This is a genomic window from Streptomyces sp. NPDC041135 (assembly GCF_055592085.1).
The window spans coordinates 1-17,121 of the sequence record NZ_JBVIYZ010000047.1 but is presented as its reverse complement, the minus strand read 5'-3'; the positions used below and the strand labels follow the sequence as shown (position 1 = coordinate 17,121).

Below are 17,121 nucleotides of genomic sequence, written 5' to 3'. Positions count from 1 at the left end.
ACCCGCCAACGCAGGGGAATGAACAACATCAACTGACCGACCGGGGGTCCATCTTCGGAGTCGAGCACCGGGTCAGCTTTCGAAGTTCACCGACAACCGTCCCGGTCGTTGCCCGTACCGGCTGTGTCCTTGGTGCTGAGACGTGGACGCAACACACGTGTATGCCCTTATACGGTGGCCCTAGCACAGGGATCAGGAGCAGTGGAGGGGCACCCTCGGCAGGCGCGGGATCACGGCACTCCTGTGGGGGGCTGGCGGCGTTCGATCTCGCCCTGACCCGGACAGCATGGGCCGACCAGGATGGTGGTTTGGGCTCCTGCACGGTCTGCCCCTCCCCCCGGACGGCTTCCTGCCACGGACCGGCGCCACATGGTTCCATGTTCGCGGTACTCCAGTGTGCCGCCGCCCTGCAGTGGCGCACTCGCGCTGCCCCGTGCAGTGGGTTACTCACCTTCAGAAGGGGTCTGTCAAACGAGCGGTGTAACTGGGGCAGTTGGGGTTACTGATGGGCCGCCGACAGGCGGCCGTCGAAGGTGATGTCGAAGGCGTTCAGGGCGGTCTTCCAGCGCATGGTCCAGCGGGCCTGGCCCTTGCCCGTGGGATCGAAGGACATGATTGCCATGTAGACGCACTTCAGGGCGGCCTGCTCGTTCGGGAAGTGCCCGCGGGCCTTGACCGCCCGGCGGATGCGCGCGTTCACCGATTCGATCGCGTTGGTGGTGCAGACGATGCGGCGGATCCCGGTGGCGAACCGCAGGAACGGAGTGAACTCCTCCCAGGCGCTCTCCCACAGCTTCACGATCGCCGGATACTTCCGTCCCCACGCGTCGGCGAACTCGGCGAACCGGTCCAGGGCGGCCTCTTCGGTGGGGGCGGTATAGACGGGCTTGAGGAGACGGGCGATCTTGTCCCAGTCCTGGCGGGCGGCATAGCGGAAGGAGTTCCGCAGCAGGTGGACGACGCAGGTCTGCACGATCGTCTGGGGCCAGACGGTCTCCACCGCGTCGGGCAGGCCCTTGAGCCCGTCGCAGACGAGCATCAGCACGTCGCTGACGCCGCGGTCCTTGACCTCGGTGAGGATGTGCAGCCAGTGCTTGGCACCCTCGCCGCCGTCGCCGGCCCACAGTCCCAGGATCTCCCGCCGACCCCCGGTGGTGACGGCCAGAGCCACATAGATCGGCCGGTTGGCCACTGCACCATCGCGGATCTTCACGTGAATGGCGTCGATGAAGACGACCGGATAGACGGTGTCGAGCGGCCGGCTCTGCCACTCGGCCATGCCCTCCAGCACCTTGTCGGTAATCGTGGAGATGGTCTGGCGGGAGACCTCGGCGCCATAGACCTCGGCCAGGTGGGCCTGCACCTCGCCGGTGGTCAGGCCCTTCGCCGCCAGCGAGATCACCGTCTCGTCGACGCCAGTCAGGCGCTTCTGCCGCCTCTTGACGATCTTCGGCTCGAAGGAGCCGTCGCGGTCGCGGGGCACGGTTATCTCCACCGGGCCGACATCGGTCAGCACCGTCTTGGAACGTGTGCCGTTGCGGGAGTTGCCGCCGTTCTTGCCCACAGGGTCGTGCTGCTCCAGGACCTCGACGAGGGCGGCGGTGTCGGCGCCCGCCACCAGCTGGTCTTCGTCGACCGGCTGGTGGCCACACTGATGCACCTTCGGCACGGCCTGCCACACTCCGTGCTGGGGCTGCTGTTCGGCGTCGACCGCTCCACCATCACGCGTGCGATCACAGAGATAAGTCCGCTCCTGGCCGAGCAGGGGTGCGCGGTCCCCGACCGCCCCGGCCTGCGGTTGCGGACGCTGGCGGACGTGTTCGCCTATGCCCAGGCCGAGGGCATCGAGCTGCGGCTGGACGCCACCGAGATCCAGGTCCGCCGGCCCCCGGCCGGAAAGAGGCTCAGTGTGGCCTATGCAGTCGCTCTGCCGCCGTCCTGTCGGCTTGCCGCCTCACCTGACCTCAGACGGGCGGCTCCGGACCTCTCGTGCGGCTGCTACCGGCACCCGGGCACCGAGCCGGTGAATATGCTCTTCGGTGTATCTCCGGGTCATGGAAGGAGGTGGAGATCAGGGAATTTGTGAACATGAGCATCCCCGAGGCCGCAGCCGAGGACGCCGCATGCCACTTTGGCAGGGTCGCCGCCCTGCCCGGGCGGTCACCTGGATAGCCTGAGGTCTGTGACTCTCTGCATGCTTGCGCGGGCGTTCGTGAACGAGGACGGGGACCACGGCAATCCGGCCCTGGTCGTGCTGGAACCGGCCGGATCGGTGGTCGGAGCTGGGGAACGGCAGGAACTGGCGGATCAGTTGGGGATTCCGGCGACGGTGTTCGTCCGGGACGCCGGGCGGGGTGCGGTGAGCATCCACGGCTCGTACGGGCAGGCGATTCGGTTCGGTGGGCATCCGCTGCTGGCCACCGTCGAGGTGCTGCATCGGTTGGGTCTGGCGCCCCGCGAACTAGTGCCGGAGGCGGGGGCGGTGGGCTGCCGCAGGGAGGACGACGGCACAGTGTGGCTGACCGCACCGGCGGCCTGGTCCAAGCCGTGGCGGCACTACAAGGTGGCCACCGCGGAGGAGATCGACGCGCTCACCGGGCTGCCCGCCGGCGAGGACTTCACCCAGGTGTGGTCGTGGCTGGACGAGGAGGCGGGCCGGGTGCGGGCCCGGCTATGGGCGCCGCGGATCGGCAAGGGGGAGGACGAGGCCTGTGGCAGTGCCTCGATGCTGCTGACGCTGCGGCTCGGCCGCCCGCTGGAGGTCCTGCACGGGCGCCACCGGGCGGTCATCCTGACCCGTCCTGTGGACGGCGCCGTTGTCGAACTCGGTGGGCGGTGCGCCGTCGACCCGGTGGACGAGACGGTCCGCAGCCGGGTTGCCGAACTGTACGCCCGGGACTGAACGCAAGGCAGCCGCTGAGGGCCTACCCGCATCACTGGGCGGTGGCCAGCAGGTCGGGGGTGAGGTCAGCCGGGGTGGGGGCTCCCAGGAGGGCCATGGCCAGTTCGGTTTCATGGCGGAGACGTTGCACCACGGTGCGGACTCCGTCGGCTCCGCCGGTGGCGAGACCCCAGACGTAGGGGCGGCCGACGGCGACGGCGTCGGCGCCCAATGCGAGGGCCTTGACGACGTCGGTGCCCCGCCGGATGCCGCCGTCGACGAGGACGGGGACCCTTCCTGCGACGGCCTCGGCGACGGCGGGCAGGACCGAGGCGGTGGGGGCTGCCGTGTCCAGGTTCCGTCCGCCGTGGTTGGAGATCCACACGCCGATGCCCTCCTCGGCTGCGCGGCGGGCGTCGTCCGGTCGCTGGATGCCCTTGGCCAACACCGGGAGGCTGGAGACCTCGTGCAGCCACTGCAGGTCGGCCCACTCCACGGCGGGGTCGATCCGCGGGTCGTGGATGCCGTCGTCGGTGGCCACGGCCGAGGTCCCGGCGAGATTGGCGGGTGTGCCGTGTGACGGGAGTGCGAAGCCGTTGCGCAGGTCGCGTTCCCGCAGTCCGGTGACGGGTGTGTCGACGGTGACGACGCAGGCCAGGGCGCCCGCCGCGGCGGCCCGCCGGACGAGATCGGCGGTGAGGCCGCGGTCGCGCTGGACGTACAGCTGAAACCACCAGGGGCCGGTCGCGGCGACGCCGATCTCCTCGACGGTCTGCGAGGAGAAGGTACTCGCGGTCATCAGGGCGCCGGCCTGTGCGGCGCCGCGTGCGGTGGCGGTCTCCCCGTCGGGGTGGAACAGCCGGTGCGAGGCCGTCGGCGCCAGCAGGATCGGGGACTCCAGGGCCGTCCCATACAGGGAGCAGCGGGTGTCGACGCCCGGACGGCCCGTCAGGACGCGTGGCAGCAGAGCCGTCTGCTGCCAGGCCTCGGTGTTCCAGCGGACGGTGAGTTCGTCCGCCGCGCCGCCCTCGAGGTAGTCGAAGGCCGGGCCCGGCAGGGCCGCCCGGGCGTCCTCGCGGTGGTCGGCCAGGCTGACCGGTGCGCCCGGGCGGATGGCGTGCGTACCTTCGAGGCCGGCGGAGGCCGCGGTCACACCGTCTCCTGCTGCGGGGCGCCGACACGGAGGTGGAACTCGAGGCGGCCCACGGCCTGCCTGGCGGCCGCCGCGGCCCCGTCCGCGGTGGGGGCCGTGGCTCGGGCGAAGGCGAGGCGGGAGTCGGAGGACTCCAGGGTGCCGCAGGCGGTGCCCGGGCGGACCAGCAGGTCGGCCTGGGTGACGCCGTCCACCCGGCGGGCCTCGTCGAGGCCGCCGACCTCGGTGAGGACGCCTGCGGTGGGTGCCGCTGCGAACCAGATCGCGGAGGCGCGCGCGGGCCGCTTCTCGGCGAGCGCGGCCTCGATGCCGGGGAGGACGGTTTCGCCGACGGTCTGCCGGACGACGCAGTCGGCGAGGTCGATGCCGGTGGCGTCGAGGGCGAGGGCGGGGATCTCGTCGCCGCCCATCCGGACGTGGGTCTCGATCACCCGGGGACCGTGCTCGCCGAGGACGATCTCGGTGTGGGTCGCGCCGGACTCCACGCCGAGTGCGTCAAGCATGCGCCGCACGTGGGCGTGGACTTCCCGCTCGCGGGCCCCGGGGAGGTCGGCCGGGCAGACGTGGCCGAGTTCGACGAAGCTGACCGGGTCGGAGTACTTGCGGGTGATCGCGATGATCCGGTGCTCGCCGTGCTCGGAGAAGGCTTCGACGCTGAACTGCGGGCCCTCGTGGAACTCCTCGACCAGGACGCCGGCGTCCGGCAGTCCTTCGAAGCTGCCGCCGGCCCGCTCGAAGGCGGCGGCGAGGCCGGACTCGGTGCGGACGACGGCGACGCCTGCGCTGCCGGCCCCGCGGACCGGCTTGACCACGCAGGGCAGTCCATGGGCCCGGGTGAAGGCGCGCAGTTCACCGAGGTCGGCGACGCGGGCGGAGGCGGTGGTGTCCACGCCTGTCTCGCGGAGCCGGGCCCGCATGGCTTGCTTGTCGTGGACCAGGGCGACCGTACGGGGCGAGTGGGTGGGGATGCCGAGTGCGGCTCCGATGGCGGCGCAGCGGTCCTGGTCGCGTTCACCGAAGGTGGCGATCCGGGTGAAGGGGTCGAGGGCGTGGGCAGCGGCGGCGAGGGCGGTCCACTCCTCGTCGGGTGCGTCGTGCCGCACCGCGATCACCCTGCTGTGCTCGGTCAGCTGTCGGAGCTTGGCGACGAACTCCAGCCGGCAGACGACCGAGGTCCGGGTGCCGGGGAGGGCCCGGCGGACCCGGGTGGGGAGGTCGCGGCCGCTGCCGACGACGAGGACGTGTTCGGTCATGAGGTCACCTCAGTGGTTCGGGAGTGTGGAAGGTCGGTGGACGGGCTGTCGTTGCGGTCCCGCTCGGCCAGGGCCCGCCGGGCGGCAGTGCGGGTGACGGCGGCGGCGGCGCCGAAGGCCCCGGCGAGCACGGGCCAGGCAGCCGGGCCGGCCGGCAGCAGTACCGCGACGAGAAGGGTGGGGCCGACCACCTTCTGGCCGGTCAGGGAAAGGCTGAAGGCGCCGAGGTAGCGCGCGCGGGCGGCTTCCGGGGCGAGCTCGGAGGAGAGTTCCCAGGCGGCCACGGAGTGCAGGTTCTCGGCGATCGAGAGTAGTACGACGGCGGCCAGGACGCACAGCACCGCGGGTGCGGTGGCGGACATCTGGGCCAGGGCGAAGAAGCCGCAGCAGGCGGCCATCAGTGCCCCGCAGAGCACCAGCAGCCGGACGGCGGCGGCGGTGCCCTCGGTGAACCGTGCAACGTACACCTGCAGACACACCGTCAGCACGGTGTTAACGGCCATCAGGACGGGGACGCAGGCGGACGGCACCGCGGTGTGCCCGATCACCCAGACGGGCAGCAGCACGATCAGCACGGTGTCGTACAGCGACAGCACGCCGTTGCCGACCGTGAAGACCATGAACCAGCGGTCGCGGAAGGGCGACCGCACCCCGTCGGCCGGGCGGGTGGCGTGGTCGGCGGAGGCGGGCCGTGCCACCACCGCGCCGGTGGCGGCCGTGGCGCGGCGCACGCTCCAGGCAACGGCCAGGAAGGAGAGGCCGTTACCGAGGAAGAGCGCGGTGAAGGCGGTCGGGCGGTTCGCGGCGAAGACCGCGCCGGCGAGCAGGAAGCCCGCGGTGAGGCCGATGTTGCGGACGGCCCGGATGGAGGCCATCGTCCTGGTCCGGTCGCGGCCACCGATCACCGCCGACACCACGGCCTGCTGGATCGGTGTACAGGCGCGATCGAGCGCGGTGAGCAGCACGGTCAATACCAGGTAGCCGGGGTATCCGGAGACGAAGGCATAGCAGCTGTAACCGAGGCCGCGGAGCAACAGCAGTGCGGTGTAGAAGCCGCCGACGCCCCAGCGGTCGGCGAGCCGGCCGAGCGGTACGGGTGCGAGCAGGGCGAGGACGCCGGCGAGGGTGACTGCGTAGGCGACCTTCGTGGCCGGGATGCCGACCACGCCGATGAAGTACAGGGCGGAGGAGGCGAAGAACATGCCGGTGCCCAGGGAGTCGATGCAGGCGCCGAGGGCGAGGGTCCGGCCGGCCGGGCTGTCGGGCAGCAGCGTCCGGCCAAGGCGCCGAAGCGGGCCGTTCACGGTGCTCCGCTGCCGGGGGCGGGGGCGGGGGCGGGGGCGCCGACGGCGCGGACCAGTTCGATCGAGCGCCGCAGGTGGGTGGGTGTGGCGGCCTCCGGGGCGGGTCGGCGCAGGTGGTTCCAGGCGTAGCGGCGTGCGGCGTTGATGAGGAGTTCGGGGGTCGCGGCCGGGCTGTCGGCGGGGGCGGCATGCTGCTGTTCGGCAGCCTGCGCGACCAGGGCGGCGGCGGTGAGCAGGCGGCCGATCCGGTCGACCAGGACCCAGCCAGCGGCGGCGACGGTGCCGGGGTCGGCGCCGACCCATTCGTGCCGGGTAGTGGCGAGGACGGTCAGGGCGTCGTTGGTCATCTGCCAGGCGGCGGAGAGTCGGCCCTGCGGGGCGGAGCCGAGGAGGGCTCGGACCCGGGCGGTGGCCGCGTCGAAGTGCTCGGGGAGGGTGAGCAGCATCAGGGCGTGGCCGACCCGGCGGTGTGCGGCGGAGCGGTCGGGGTCGGCGCCGTCCGGTCCGGCAGCGAGGTCGGTGTCGGCGGCGGTGGTCCAGGCGGTGCAACGGCGGGCGGCCTGGCCGGCGTCGCCGTGGGAGGTGGCGGGGAGGGCGTGCCAGGCGCGGGCGGCGAGCAGGTCGACAACGCGGTCGGCGGCGTCCTCGCGCCGGGAGACAGCCCAGGGGGCGGTCTCGGCGGCCAACGGGGCGGCGGCCGCTGCGAGCCGGGCGACGGCGCTCTCCAGAGCCGCGAGGGCGGGGACGGAATCCGTGCGGGTGGCCGTGCTCATGCGTACTCCAACCAGTGGGTGTAGCGGGCGTCCCGGCCGTGGACGACGGTTTGGAAGGTTTCGCGCAGTTGCTTGGTGATCGGGCCGCAGCCGCCGGCGGCGAGCGGGCGGTCGTCGACGGAGGCGACGGGGACGATCTCGGCAGCGGTGCCGGTGAGGAAGGCCTCGTCGGCGATGTAAAGCTCACTGCGGGTGAGGCTGCGTTCCTCGACGGTGAGGCCCTGGTCGCGGGCCAGGGTGATGACGGTGTCGCGGGTGATGCCGGGCAGGATGTTGTCGCTGACGGGCGGGGTGGTGAGGACGTCGCCGCGGACGGCGAAGACGTTGGCTGCGGAGGCCTCGGCGATGTGCCCGGTCGGGGTGAGCATCAGGGCGTCGTCGTAACCGGCGCGGACGGCGGCGACCTTGGCGAGCGCGGAGTTGACGTAGGCGCCGGTGGCCTTGGCGAGCGGCGGGACCGAGTGGACGCCGTTGCGCTGCCAGCTGCTGACGGCCAGTCGGCAGCCCTCTTGGTCGGCCTGTTCGCCGAGGTAGGAGTCCCAGGGCCAGGCGGCGATCGCGGTGCGGGCGCTGTCGAGCTGCGGGGTCACGCCCATGGCGCCGTAGCCGAGGTAGACGATCGGGCGGAGGTAACCGAACTGCAGGCCGGTGCGGCGCAGCAGTTCGAGGCAGGCCTCGGTGAGCTCGTCGACCGACCGGCCTGGGTCCATCAGGTAGACGCGGGCGGAGTCGTGGAGCCGCCGGAGGTGTTCGCGCAGCCGGAAGACGGCGGGGCCGTCAGCGGTGGAATAGGCGCGGATGCCCTCGTAGACGCCCCAGCCGTAGTGGAGGCTGGGGGTGAGGACGTGGATTCGGGCCTCGTCCCAGGGGACGAACTCGCCGTCCATCCAGATGGTGCCGGTGGGCGTGATCTTCATCGGTGGGCTCCTTCAAGGACGGTGCGGGACGGTATCGGAGTGGCGGGGTCGCCGGTGAGGGCGAGGCGGCGTTCGACGGTCTGCGACTGGAGGTCGAGCACCTCGCGGTAGACCTCCTCGTCCGGGCCGTGGAAGGCGAACCATCCCCACCGGGGCTGGAGTTCGCAGCCGCGGGCGTACTTGGCCTGGTAGGCGGCCATGCCGTAGTGGATGCGGTCGATGCCGTTCTCGACGGCCCAGCGAGCGGTCTCGTGGTAGGTGAGGGCCAGGTAGCAGCCGTGGGCCTCGGAGGCGAAGCCTGCGGTGCGGGCGTAAAGGGCCCGGCCGGACCGCAGGTAGAGCACGAATCCGACGAGCCGGCCGTCGAGTTCGGTGCCGAGGACGAGGCAGCTGTCGCCAAGTTCTTCGCGGATGCCGTCGAAGTCCCGGCGGACGCGGTCGTCGCCGCCGGGCAGGCCGTACTTCGCCCGGTGGGCGACCTGCAGGGCGACCACGTCGTCGTCGAGGGCGGCGGGGCCGCTGCGGACGACGGTGCGGAAGCCGGCCCGCTCGTAGTCGCGGAGTTCCTTGCGGAGCCGGGTGCGGCGGCGGCTGCCGATCTCGGCGAGGTACTCCTCCCAGCCGGCGCCGGGAAGGTTGTGGACGCCTTCCGCGCCGAGCAGGGCGGCGGTGTACCCGGCTCTGGCGGCGGCACGGTCGACGTGCTCGGCGTCGGGCGGACCGACGTAGAGCAGGGCGCTGCTGCGGCAGCCGAGTTCGGCGGCGGCGGCGCGCAGAACGCCGGGCAGTGCGGCCATCACGGCGGTGCGTTCGGCGGGGCTGCGGCCGGGTGCGTGGGTGACGCCGTGGTGGTTGCCGAAGGTGGCGAGGGCGAGCGACGGGTACTGGTTGGTGCGTTCGGCGGGCAGGGCCGCGGTGAGTTCGTCCCAGCGCTGCCGGTCCGCCTCCTCGAGGAGTTCGGGCTCGGCGAGGGCTCCAGCGGTGCCGGTGAGCCGCGGCGCGTCGTAGAAGAGCAACCCGCCGGCCTTGCGGGTGAGCAGCAGCGGTGCCAGGGCGACGGCCCGGCCCTCCTCCTCGATCTGCAGGTGGCGGGTCTCGTGGAGATCGGTGCGTTCGGTGAAGCGCCACCAGCGGGCGTCCTCCCAGACCGTGCCCCGGGCGGCGAGGCCGGGGAAGTCTTGGGCGGTGGGGCGGCTGCCCTCAGGCAGCAGGCGGGCGGTGAGCGGGGACGCGGTCAGCGGGGGCTCCCGGGTTCGGGGGCCGTCGTCCGGGGGGCGGACGTCCAGTCGAAGCCAGCGGTGACCAGGTCGGCGGTGTCGCGCATCCGGGTCTCCAGGGCCGGCCCGTCCGGGGCGGTGACCACCCAGCTGGCGAGGAAGTCGCCAGACTTGCGCTGCTCGTAGCGCCGGCCGCGCCAGTCGTCGCCGATGTGCGTGTGCACCGTGAAGTCGCGGGCTCCGGGCGGGGCTTCGGGCAGCCGGAGGATGCGGGCGTTCTGCGGCGGGAGACCGTAGAAGGCAGCGAGGGGCGCGGCGGCGGCCGTGTCCCGTACCGCATCGAGGTCGACGGGCAGGCCGCACTCGACGCGGGCCCAGAGCTCCCGCGGTTCGATGCCGAGGACGGTGTGCAGCAGCTTGGGGATCGGCCCGCCAGCGATCCTGGCGGCGACCTCGCAGAGCACGATGCCGCCGTCGGGGGTGACGAAGAATTCGGCGTGGGCGCAGATGGTGGGCGGCGAGGGCAGCGCCTCGACGAGGCGCCAGACCTCCTGCACCAGGCGGTCCTTGACGGGGTCGGCCGGGTGGACGGTGCGGGAGCCGTACGGGGCGTCGGCCCAGTGAGCGAGGCAGCCGTCGCCGGTGTAGCGGGAGGCGACGGCGGCGACGCGGACGCCGTCGATCCGGAAGGCGTCCACGTGGTGGAGCGCGCCCTCGATGAACTCCTCGACTTCGTACGGTTCGAAGCGGACTGTGTCGGCCAGGGCGGCGGCCTCGTCGGGGCTGTCGAGCAGGTGGACGCCGGAGGAGCCGGAGCCGCTGCGGGGCTTGACCACGACTCGGCCGGGGTGGGCGGCCATGAAGGCGGTAATGTCCTCGGGGCCGTGCACGGGGGCGAAATCGGGGACGCGGATGCCGCCGGCCCGCGCGTACTTCTTCATCGCGACCTTGTCGCGGTAGGCGGTGGCGGTGGCTGGGTCCAGGCCTGGCAGACCGAGTTCGGCACGGAGCTCCGCGGCCCGTTCGACGTCGACCTCGGCCAGGGCGAGCACGGCTCGGGGCGGGTGGCGGCGGGCGAGGTCACGGGCGGCGGCGAGGACGGCGTCCCCGTCGCTGTAGTCGGCGACGGTGGCGGTCTCGGCGAACTCCGCGCCGAGGATGGTGCCGGCGGCGGTGACGGCGACCAGGCGGCCGGCCTCCTCGGGCAGCCACCGGCCGAAGGGCAGCGCCGCATGGCGCGGGCTGATCAGGGCGAGGATCATACGGCTTCCTTCCGGCGGTGGTCGAAGGGTCCGGCGATTCCGTGGCGGGCGGCGAGGCCGGCCAGCAGGTCGGCGGTGCGCGCGTCGAGCGGGATGCCGCCCGCGCGGCGCTCGCGTTCATGGGCGAGCTGGGGGTCGCCGGGGGCGAGGATGGGGCTGTCGGCGGCGGGTGCGGCCGAGCGGACGGTGTCCAGCAGGTCGCCGAGGCCGACGGTGAACTGCTCCTGTCCGGCGTAGCAGTCCGGGTCCAGGGCCAGCACGAGGTGGCCGATGCGGCGGCCCTCGCCGGGGGTTCCCTCGCCGACCTGGGAGAGGTGCCAGTCGAGCGGGGTCCCGGCCAGGAGGGCGCCGAGCAGGCTGACGGCCATGCCGAGGCCCTGGCCCTTGTACCCGCCGAGCGGGGAGAGCGCGTGGGCCTCGTCGGGCTCCTCGGTGGGCCGGCCCGCGGTGTCGGTGGCCCAGCCGTGGCCGAGGGCGCGGCCCTCGGCGCGGCGCTGCTTTATCTCGCCGAAGCAGACCTGGCTGGTGGCCATGTCGAGGGCGAACTCCCGGTCGCCGCTGCCTGCGGCGATGCTGATCGGGTTGGTGCCGAACAGTGCCTCGATGCCGTGGTACGGCGCGACCCGGGAGGCGGCCGAGGTGACGGCGATGCCGACCAGGCCCTGCCGGGCGAGCTGACGGGTGTAGACGGAGGCGGCGCCGAAGTGGTTGGAGTTGCAGACGGCGACCGCGGCGACGCCGTACCGGGCGGCGCGCTCGGCGGCGAGTTCGGCGGCGGCGAGGCCGGCGAGTACGCCGAGCGAGCCGTCGGCGTCGAGCAGCAGGCCGGCGCCGCGGTCGCGGACGGTGCCGGTGCGGGCGCTCGCGTTGGCGACGCCGGTGGCGAGTTCGTCCAGGTACTGGGGCAGCAGCCGCAGGCCGTGGGTGTCGATGCCGCGCAGCGAGGTGTCCACCAGGGCGTCCGCGACCAGGGCGGCGTCGGCCTCGGCGACTCCTGCGATGGTGAGGGCGATGCGGGTGAGGGCACGGGCCTGCCGCTCCCAGATCCGCGGCGTGTGCTGGGTGGGAAGGCTCATCGTGGGCTCCAGTGCATGAAGAGGTGTGGTCCGATCCCGGGCATGTCGTACTCCTCGCCGAGGACGGTGAATCCGTGCCGCCGGTAGAAGCCCGCCGCGGAGCTGCGGGCGTTGCACCAGACCGCGCTCGCTCCGGCCAGCGCGGCGTGGGTGAGGACGGTCCGCAGCAGGGCGGTGCCGACGCCGGTGCCGCGTACCTCGTCGAGGGTGGCCATACCGCGCAGCCGCCAGCTGCGGCCGGGGGCGACGCCGGGGAGGGCCTGTCGGGCGGGCGGGTCCTCGGGGCGGATCGTGACGGCACCAACCGGCCGTCCTGCGGCGAGGGCGGCGAAGTGCCGGGCGGCGGGGTCGGTGTCCTCGGGGTACACGCAGGTGTCGGGGGGTTGACCCGGGCGCAGCACCCGGTGGCGGACCGGCCGGACGTCCTTGGCGGGCACGGCCCGCACCCGCCAGCCGTGGGCGGCTGGGTCCGGCCGGTAGCCGGTGCCGGGCCGATCGGGCAGGGTGACTCGGCCTTCGGTGTCTAGGGCGGGCCCGTCGCCGGTGTCGACGGCGAGCAGGTCGACCGCGTCGATGTCGAGGTGGTCGGCGAGGCCGCCGAGGTGGGTGGTGCCCGAGACGCCTGCGGCGGACTCGGGCATGCAGCCGAGCATGGTGATCAGGCCGCGTTCGCGGGCGCTGCGCAGCAGTGCGAGGGCGGGGGTGATGCCGCCGGCCTTCATGGGCTTGACGTTGATGCCGTGGAAGGCCTCGGCGCAGGCGTCGAGGTCGGCGGCGGAGGTGATGCTCTCGTCGGCGAGCACGGGGATGGGGCTGTGCTCCTTAAGGGTGCGGGCGTCGGCCCAGGCGGCTCGCGGGAAGGGCTGTTCAACGAGTCGGACGCCGAGGTCCCTCATCGCATCCAGTGCGGGCAGGGTACGGTCCGTGGTCCAGCCGCAGTTGCCGTCGACGTAGAACGGGGCGGTGGTGTGCCGGCGCAGTTCCTGCAGGACCGTCAGGTCGCCGGGGTCGGCGAGCTTGACCTTGTAGGCGGGCCAGCCGGGGCGCTCGAGCAGTTTGCGGACCATCACGTCGGTGTCGTCGAGGCCGATACTGAAGCTGGAACGCAGGTGCTGCGGGCGTTCCAGGCCTAGGGCCTGCCAGAGCGGGACGCCGAGCAGCCGGGCCCGCAGGTCGTGCACCGCGCTGTCGAGGGCGGCGAGGACGAACGGCGAGTCGGGGAGTTCGGCGGCGAGGGCCTGCCACACCGCCGGCGGGTCGTCCGGGCCGAGTTCGGCGAGCAGCGGTGCGATCCTGCGGAGGTCCGCGTGCATGCGGTCCAGGCCGGAGTTGTAGTGGTCGGTCATGAAGGCGGAGGCCTCGCCGTAGCCGGAGGCACTGCCGTGCCCAACCTCGACGACGAGGGCGTGCTGCATCGGGATGGCCTCCCGGGCGGAGCGCCACAGGTGTCGCTGGGTGAGGCTCACCTCGTGGACGGTGGCCCTCACAGCGCACCCGCCAGGGGCTGCTCGGCGGCCGGCGCGTCCGCGTGCCCGGGGAACCAGGAGCCGAGGGCGGGGCGCAGTTCGTCGAACCACTCGGCCGCCGGGTCGTAGACGGCGAAGAACTGGCGTCCCACCAGGCGGGGGTCGCGGGCCTGCAGCAGGCGCAGCGAGAAGACCTTCTGCCCCAGGATCGTGCTGACGCCGTCGAGGAGTACCTTGCCGGGGGCGGCTGACATCACCGGGCCGCGGGCGGTACGGGCGAGCCCGGAGACACCGCGGATCGCGTCGGTGTAGATGTCGAGCGCCCTGGCGAGCGGGACGCCGAAGTAGCTGCGGGCGCCGGTGTCGCGTTCGACGAACATGTAGTAGGGCACCACGCCGAGTTCCACAAGCTGCTGCCACATCCGTGCCCAGGCGCAGGCGTCGTCGTTGACGTGGGCGACCAGCGGGGCCTGGGCGCGGATCACCGCGCCGGTGGCGCGGATGCGGGTGATCGCCTCGCGCACGGCAGGCGTCTCAAGCTCCCGGGGGTGCGAGAAGTGCGCCATCACCGCGACGTGCCGGCCGGCGGCGGTGCACTGCTCGAACAGGCGCAGCACGTCGTCAGCGTCGTCGTCGGTGGTGAAGCGGGCGGGCCAGTAGGAGAGCACCTTGGTCCCGAAGCGCAGGGTGCGCACCCGCTCCAGCCCGGGGGCGAGTAACGGTTCGACCCAGCGGCGGAGCACCGGCGCCTTCATGATCATCGGATCGCCGCCGGTGAACAGGACGTCGGTGGCTTCCGGGTGGGCGGAGAGGTAGCCGGTGAGGTCGGCAGGGTCGCGCAGGGCCTGCCGCAGTTCCGTGTCGCCGACGAACTGGGCCCAGCGGAAGCAGTAGCCGCAGTACGAGTGGCAGGTCTGCCCCTGCGAGGGGAAGACCAGCACTGTTTCGGCGTACTTATGCTGCAGGCCGTCCAGGCGGCGGCCGTCCAGCACCGGCACGTTGGCCTCGAGCTGGTCGCCCGGGTGCGGGTTGAGCCGTCGCTGGGCGTCAGCCGCCGCCTTGCGCAGGACCTCGCGCGCGGCGTCGGCGTCGTGCAGGGCGGCGATGCCCTCGAAGACGTCCGGCGGCAGCATGTCGCGGTGCGGGAAGGTGAGCCGGAAGATCGGGTCGTCCGGGACCTTCGACCAGTCGATCAGCTCGTCGGCAACGTAGTCGTTGACCTTGAAGGGCAGGATGGACGAGACGATGCGCAGGTCGCGCAGGTACTCGTCGGGCATACCGCGGTCACGGGCCAAGGCTGCCAGGCGCTCGTGGGAGTACGTTTTCATCGGAAGTCGTCTCAGATCGTCGGTGGCGCGGGCGGCGCCGCGTGCGTGCAAGGTGCCGATCAGGTGGCGATGTGCGAGCGGGACCAGTCGAAGTCCACCTGCTCGGTGGCGCCGATCTGCTCGACCAGGCCGTGCAGCCCGGTGTAGTCGCGGACCAGCCGCTTGCGGCCGGTGTCGGCCTGGCAGTCGGCCAGCATCTCGTGCCCGCCAGCGATGCCGGTGAGGTCGACGATCCGGTGCCAGGTGGAGTAGTCGTTGGTGACGAAGGCGTCCAGGCCCTCCATCAGCATGTCCAAGAAGTACCGCCGCTTGCCCGCGTTGAGCTTGTCGTAGACCGTCTCGGCGAGCACGGCGGAGATCGAGGCGTGGCAGTACTCGTCGCGGTTGTGGAGCTTCGCCGTGGTGCTGTTGATCGGCTGGATCCCGGTGTCGTCGGCGAGCAGGTCCAGGTAGGCGTTGATGGAGATCTCGGAGACGGTGGCGAAGGCCAGCGTCGTCAGCGAGCGCTGCCAGCGCTCCGCGGCGGTGTCCCGCAACCGCTGATGCGCCAGCGCCGTGTGGGACAGCGGCAGGTCATGGTCGGGCATGGCGCGGCCGCGTCGGCGCCGGGTGACCGCGCTCGCGTTGAGGTGCATCAGGGTGTGGTACTGCTCATCGACCATGGCCTGGGCGAGCGAGAGGTTGAGCGCTTCGCCCTGCAGCGCCGGGTACTCCCCCTCCATCACAAGGGCGAAGGCGGGGTTGGCCACCTTCTGCTCGGCCATCACGGTGTGCCGGTTGTAGGCGATCCAGGCCCAGCTGAGCAGCTCCGACCTCTTGCCGGGGTCGAGCGCCAGGTAGGTCGGGTGGTCGTGGAAGGGCAGGATGCCCTCGGGGTAGTCGAGACGGTCCGGCTCGAACAGGTCGTCGAGGTCGGGTTCGTCCCGCTTGACGGTGGCCCGGCGGTGCCAGTTGCCCACCAGGCGGGTGATCACGGCGTGCTCGACCGGGTCCTCAGGGTCGTGGCGCGGTACGCCGGCGGGCAGCGCGGAGTCCGGCGAGGACGCTTCGTCGGGGCCATTGGTGGTCCGGGTGTCGCCGTTCATGGCATTCCTTCGCGGAGCTGGGTGGTCGGTGGGTGCGCCGGGGCGGCGGGGCGCGGCCGCGGTCAGCTCTGCCCGCCGAGCCAGTAGCGGGTGAGGTGGCGGCGCGTGTCGGAGTACGCCGAACGCGCGTGCAGCATCCGCTGGTTGTCCCACACCAGGACGGAGTTCTCGGGGATCAGCACGGACACCTTCTGCTCGCGGAAGAACTCCACGGCGCGCTCGGCCAGTTCCAGGCCGAGCCGGCCCAGCGGCAGTCCGTCGGGGTGGACGTCGGCGTCCACCGGCGGGTCGTAATGCCCGGCGGTCAGCAGGTTGTAGCTGAACCGGACGACCTCCCGGCCGTCGCTCGTGCACTCCACAGCGGGCCGACGGACGCCAGCGCTGCCGGTGCCACCAGTGTTGTGGCCGACCCAGTCGACCGGGGCCTCGTACAGGGCGCGGCGCTCGTCCTCCCCCAGTCGGGCCATGAAAGCACGGGCGTCGGCGAGTTCGGTGTGGCCGCTACCGCAGGCTGCCTGAACGCGGCAGTGCAAGGCCAGATACCGAGGCGGCGGGCTCCACCCGGGGGCCTCGGTGTGCACCAGGATGGTGTTGGTGCTCTTAGAGTAGCGGCGGTTCTCGAAGCCGGGCGCGGCCTTTACCTGGTAGCGCAGCTCCCCGTCGTACTGCGGCATCAGGCTGCCGAAGCACTGCAGAGCCTCGGCAGCCTGCTCGTCGGAGGTGATGCCGTCGATCAGCGTCCAGCCCTGCTCGACGAGCTCGCGGGCGTTCACGTCCACAGTGGTGGTCATGGCGGTGGTTGATCCCCTTACAGACTTCAGCGCACCGCTTAGGTAGCGGTGCGCTGAAAGATCAAAGCGATAGACATTGCAATTATTCAATGCCATGGAAGCCGGTACGGCCGACTGTTCCATGGCTAGATCACTGTCTAGCCATGGACTCAATGCCTACCATCAACAAAACATATATAATCTGATGTCAATAGAGTAATTAATCCTCAATCTGAAGGAGTTTCGACGCCACTGCGATCTCTCGGTATCCACCGACGTGCTGTGGGCCATCGCCCTCAACCAGGGCAGCGCCGCCCTGCTCATCGGCCTGCTACTCAGTCACGACCAGCCCATGACCTACCTCACCGGCCTGGCAGTCCACCGTGCCTCGGCCCCCTATAACGAGTTGGTGCGTGATAGCGGGTGAGACGTCGTGCCTGGCTGGTGGCATGATCCGTCTATGGCGATCATGGTCAATCGGACGGTGCTGGTGCATCGGCTGTTCACGGGGGTCTCTCGGCGTCATCTCGCCTTCCTGGTTGAGGAGTTGGCCGTGTCGTGGCAGGCCGGGGTCGAGGGTCGTCGCCATGCTGCACGAGGTGGAGCCAGGAAGCGGGCCGCGGGAGCCGGCGCCCG

Annotated in this window: 13 protein-coding genes and 4 pseudogenes; 4 read left to right on the top strand and 13 right to left on the bottom strand. The window is 72.0% G+C overall.

The annotated features are described in order from the left end of the window. Nucleotides 1–499: 499 nt before the first annotated feature. Nucleotides 500–1,579 (bottom strand): annotated as a pseudogene (locus ACZ6CZ_RS36325) (IS256 family transposase); the annotation flags it as partial. 21 nt (nucleotides 1,580–1,600) lie between these two features. Between ACZ6CZ_RS36325 and ACZ6CZ_RS36320 the strand changes: the two are divergent. Then, a pseudogene (locus ACZ6CZ_RS36320) lies at nucleotides 1,601–1,900 on the top strand (helix-turn-helix domain-containing protein); the annotation flags it as partial. Nucleotides 1,901–2,182: 282 nt separating this feature from the next. After that, complete coding sequence (locus tag ACZ6CZ_RS36315; protein WP_469030081.1) at nucleotides 2,183–2,902, top strand: PhzF family phenazine biosynthesis protein; 720 nt, start codon at nucleotides 2,183–2,185, stop codon at nucleotides 2,900–2,902. 31 nt (nucleotides 2,903–2,933) lie between these two features. On the opposite strand, the gene ACZ6CZ_RS36310 is transcribed toward ACZ6CZ_RS36315, so the two are convergent. The 12 genes from ACZ6CZ_RS36310 to ACZ6CZ_RS36255 form a co-directional block, all read right to left on the bottom strand. Beyond that, nucleotides 2,934–4,034: an alpha-hydroxy acid oxidase gene (locus ACZ6CZ_RS36310; RefSeq protein ID WP_469030078.1), complete on the bottom strand. Its 1,101-nt coding sequence runs from the start codon at nucleotides 4,032–4,034 to the stop codon at nucleotides 2,934–2,936. After that, complete coding sequence (locus ACZ6CZ_RS36305) at nucleotides 4,031–5,287, bottom strand: ATP-grasp domain-containing protein (RefSeq protein WP_469030076.1); 1,257 nt, start codon at nucleotides 5,285–5,287, stop codon at nucleotides 4,031–4,033. Before ACZ6CZ_RS36305 ends, ACZ6CZ_RS36310 begins: the two co-directional genes overlap by 4 nt. Further along, on the bottom strand, nucleotides 5,284–6,591 hold the full coding sequence (locus ACZ6CZ_RS36300) for an MFS transporter (protein ID WP_469030073.1): 1,308 nt from the start codon (nucleotides 6,589–6,591) through the stop codon (nucleotides 5,284–5,286). Before ACZ6CZ_RS36300 ends, ACZ6CZ_RS36305 begins: the two co-directional genes overlap by 4 nt. Beyond that, a complete protein-coding gene (locus ACZ6CZ_RS36295; RefSeq protein WP_469030071.1) occupies nucleotides 6,588–7,364 on the bottom strand; it encodes a hypothetical protein in 777 nt (258 codons plus the stop codon). The genes ACZ6CZ_RS36300 and ACZ6CZ_RS36295 overlap by 4 nt, the downstream gene beginning before the upstream one ends. Then, nucleotides 7,361–8,281, bottom strand: a complete 921-nt coding sequence (locus ACZ6CZ_RS36290) for a branched-chain amino acid transaminase (protein WP_469030068.1) — start codon at nucleotides 8,279–8,281, stop codon at nucleotides 7,361–7,363. Before ACZ6CZ_RS36290 ends, ACZ6CZ_RS36295 begins: the two co-directional genes overlap by 4 nt. After that, nucleotides 8,278–9,297, bottom strand: a complete 1,020-nt coding sequence (locus ACZ6CZ_RS36285; protein WP_469030066.1) for a GNAT family N-acetyltransferase — start codon at nucleotides 9,295–9,297, stop codon at nucleotides 8,278–8,280. The genes ACZ6CZ_RS36290 and ACZ6CZ_RS36285 overlap by 4 nt, the downstream gene beginning before the upstream one ends. Nucleotides 9,298–9,515: 218 nt before the next feature. Beyond that, complete coding sequence (locus tag ACZ6CZ_RS36280; protein WP_469030063.1) at nucleotides 9,516–10,760, bottom strand: ATP-grasp domain-containing protein; 1,245 nt, start codon at nucleotides 10,758–10,760, stop codon at nucleotides 9,516–9,518. After that, nucleotides 10,757–11,836 carry an Ldh family oxidoreductase gene (locus ACZ6CZ_RS36275; protein ID WP_469030060.1) on the bottom strand — a complete coding sequence of 360 codons (1,080 nt, stop codon included), beginning with the start codon at nucleotides 11,834–11,836 and terminating at the stop codon, nucleotides 10,757–10,759. The genes ACZ6CZ_RS36280 and ACZ6CZ_RS36275 overlap by 4 nt, the downstream gene beginning before the upstream one ends. Next, the gene (locus ACZ6CZ_RS36270) at nucleotides 11,833–13,302 is read right to left on the bottom strand and encodes a GNAT family N-acetyltransferase (protein WP_469030058.1); all 1,470 of its coding nucleotides are present in this window, start codon (nucleotides 13,300–13,302) and stop codon (nucleotides 11,833–11,835) included. Before ACZ6CZ_RS36270 ends, ACZ6CZ_RS36275 begins: the two co-directional genes overlap by 4 nt. 17 nt (nucleotides 13,303–13,319) lie before the next feature. Then, a complete protein-coding gene (locus ACZ6CZ_RS36265; RefSeq protein WP_469030055.1) occupies nucleotides 13,320–14,579 on the bottom strand; it encodes a KamA family radical SAM protein in 1,260 nt (419 codons plus the stop codon). Nucleotides 14,580–14,689: 110 nt separating this feature from the next. Then, the gene (locus tag ACZ6CZ_RS36260) at nucleotides 14,690–15,715 is read right to left on the bottom strand and encodes an AurF N-oxygenase family protein (RefSeq protein WP_469030053.1); all 1,026 of its coding nucleotides are present in this window, start codon (nucleotides 15,713–15,715) and stop codon (nucleotides 14,690–14,692) included. 62 nt (nucleotides 15,716–15,777) lie between these two features. Beyond that, a complete protein-coding gene (locus ACZ6CZ_RS36255; RefSeq protein ID WP_469030050.1) occupies nucleotides 15,778–16,506 on the bottom strand; it encodes a TauD/TfdA family dioxygenase in 729 nt (242 codons plus the stop codon). A 238-nt stretch (nucleotides 16,507–16,744) separates the two neighbouring features. Between ACZ6CZ_RS36255 and ACZ6CZ_RS36250 the strand changes: the two are divergent. Further along, nucleotides 16,745–16,885 (top strand): annotated as a pseudogene (locus ACZ6CZ_RS36250) (IS110 family transposase); the annotation flags it as partial. Nucleotides 16,886–16,954: 69 nt separating this feature from the next. Then, nucleotides 16,955–17,121, top strand: a pseudogene (locus tag ACZ6CZ_RS36245) (transposase family protein); the annotation flags it as partial.

Bases quoted from the DNA above. Each gene is read 5' to 3' on its own strand.
- ACZ6CZ_RS36305 (WP_469030076.1), bottom strand. From the start codon at position 5,287: ATGACCGAACACGTCCTCGTCGTCGGCAGCGGCCGCGACCTCCCCACC.
- ACZ6CZ_RS36295 (WP_469030071.1), bottom strand. From the start codon at position 7,364: ATGAGCACGGCCACCCGCACGGATTCCGTCCCCGCCCTCGCGGCTCTG.
- ACZ6CZ_RS36290 (WP_469030068.1), bottom strand. From the start codon at position 8,281: ATGAAGATCACGCCCACCGGCACCATCTGGATGGACGGCGAGTTCGTC.
- ACZ6CZ_RS36280 (WP_469030063.1), bottom strand. From the start codon at position 10,760: ATGATCCTCGCCCTGATCAGCCCGCGCCATGCGGCGCTGCCCTTCGGC.
- ACZ6CZ_RS36275 (WP_469030060.1), bottom strand. From the start codon at position 11,836: ATGAGCCTTCCCACCCAGCACACGCCGCGGATCTGGGAGCGGCAGGCC.
- ACZ6CZ_RS36265 (WP_469030055.1), bottom strand. From the start codon at position 14,579: ATGCCCGACGAGTACCTGCGCGACCTGCGCATCGTCTCGTCCATCCTG.
- ACZ6CZ_RS36260 (WP_469030053.1), bottom strand. From the start codon at position 15,715: ATGAACGGCGACACCCGGACCACCAATGGCCCCGACGAAGCGTCCTCG.
- ACZ6CZ_RS36255 (WP_469030050.1), bottom strand. From the start codon at position 16,506: ATGACCACCACTGTGGACGTGAACGCCCGCGAGCTCGTCGAGCAGGGC.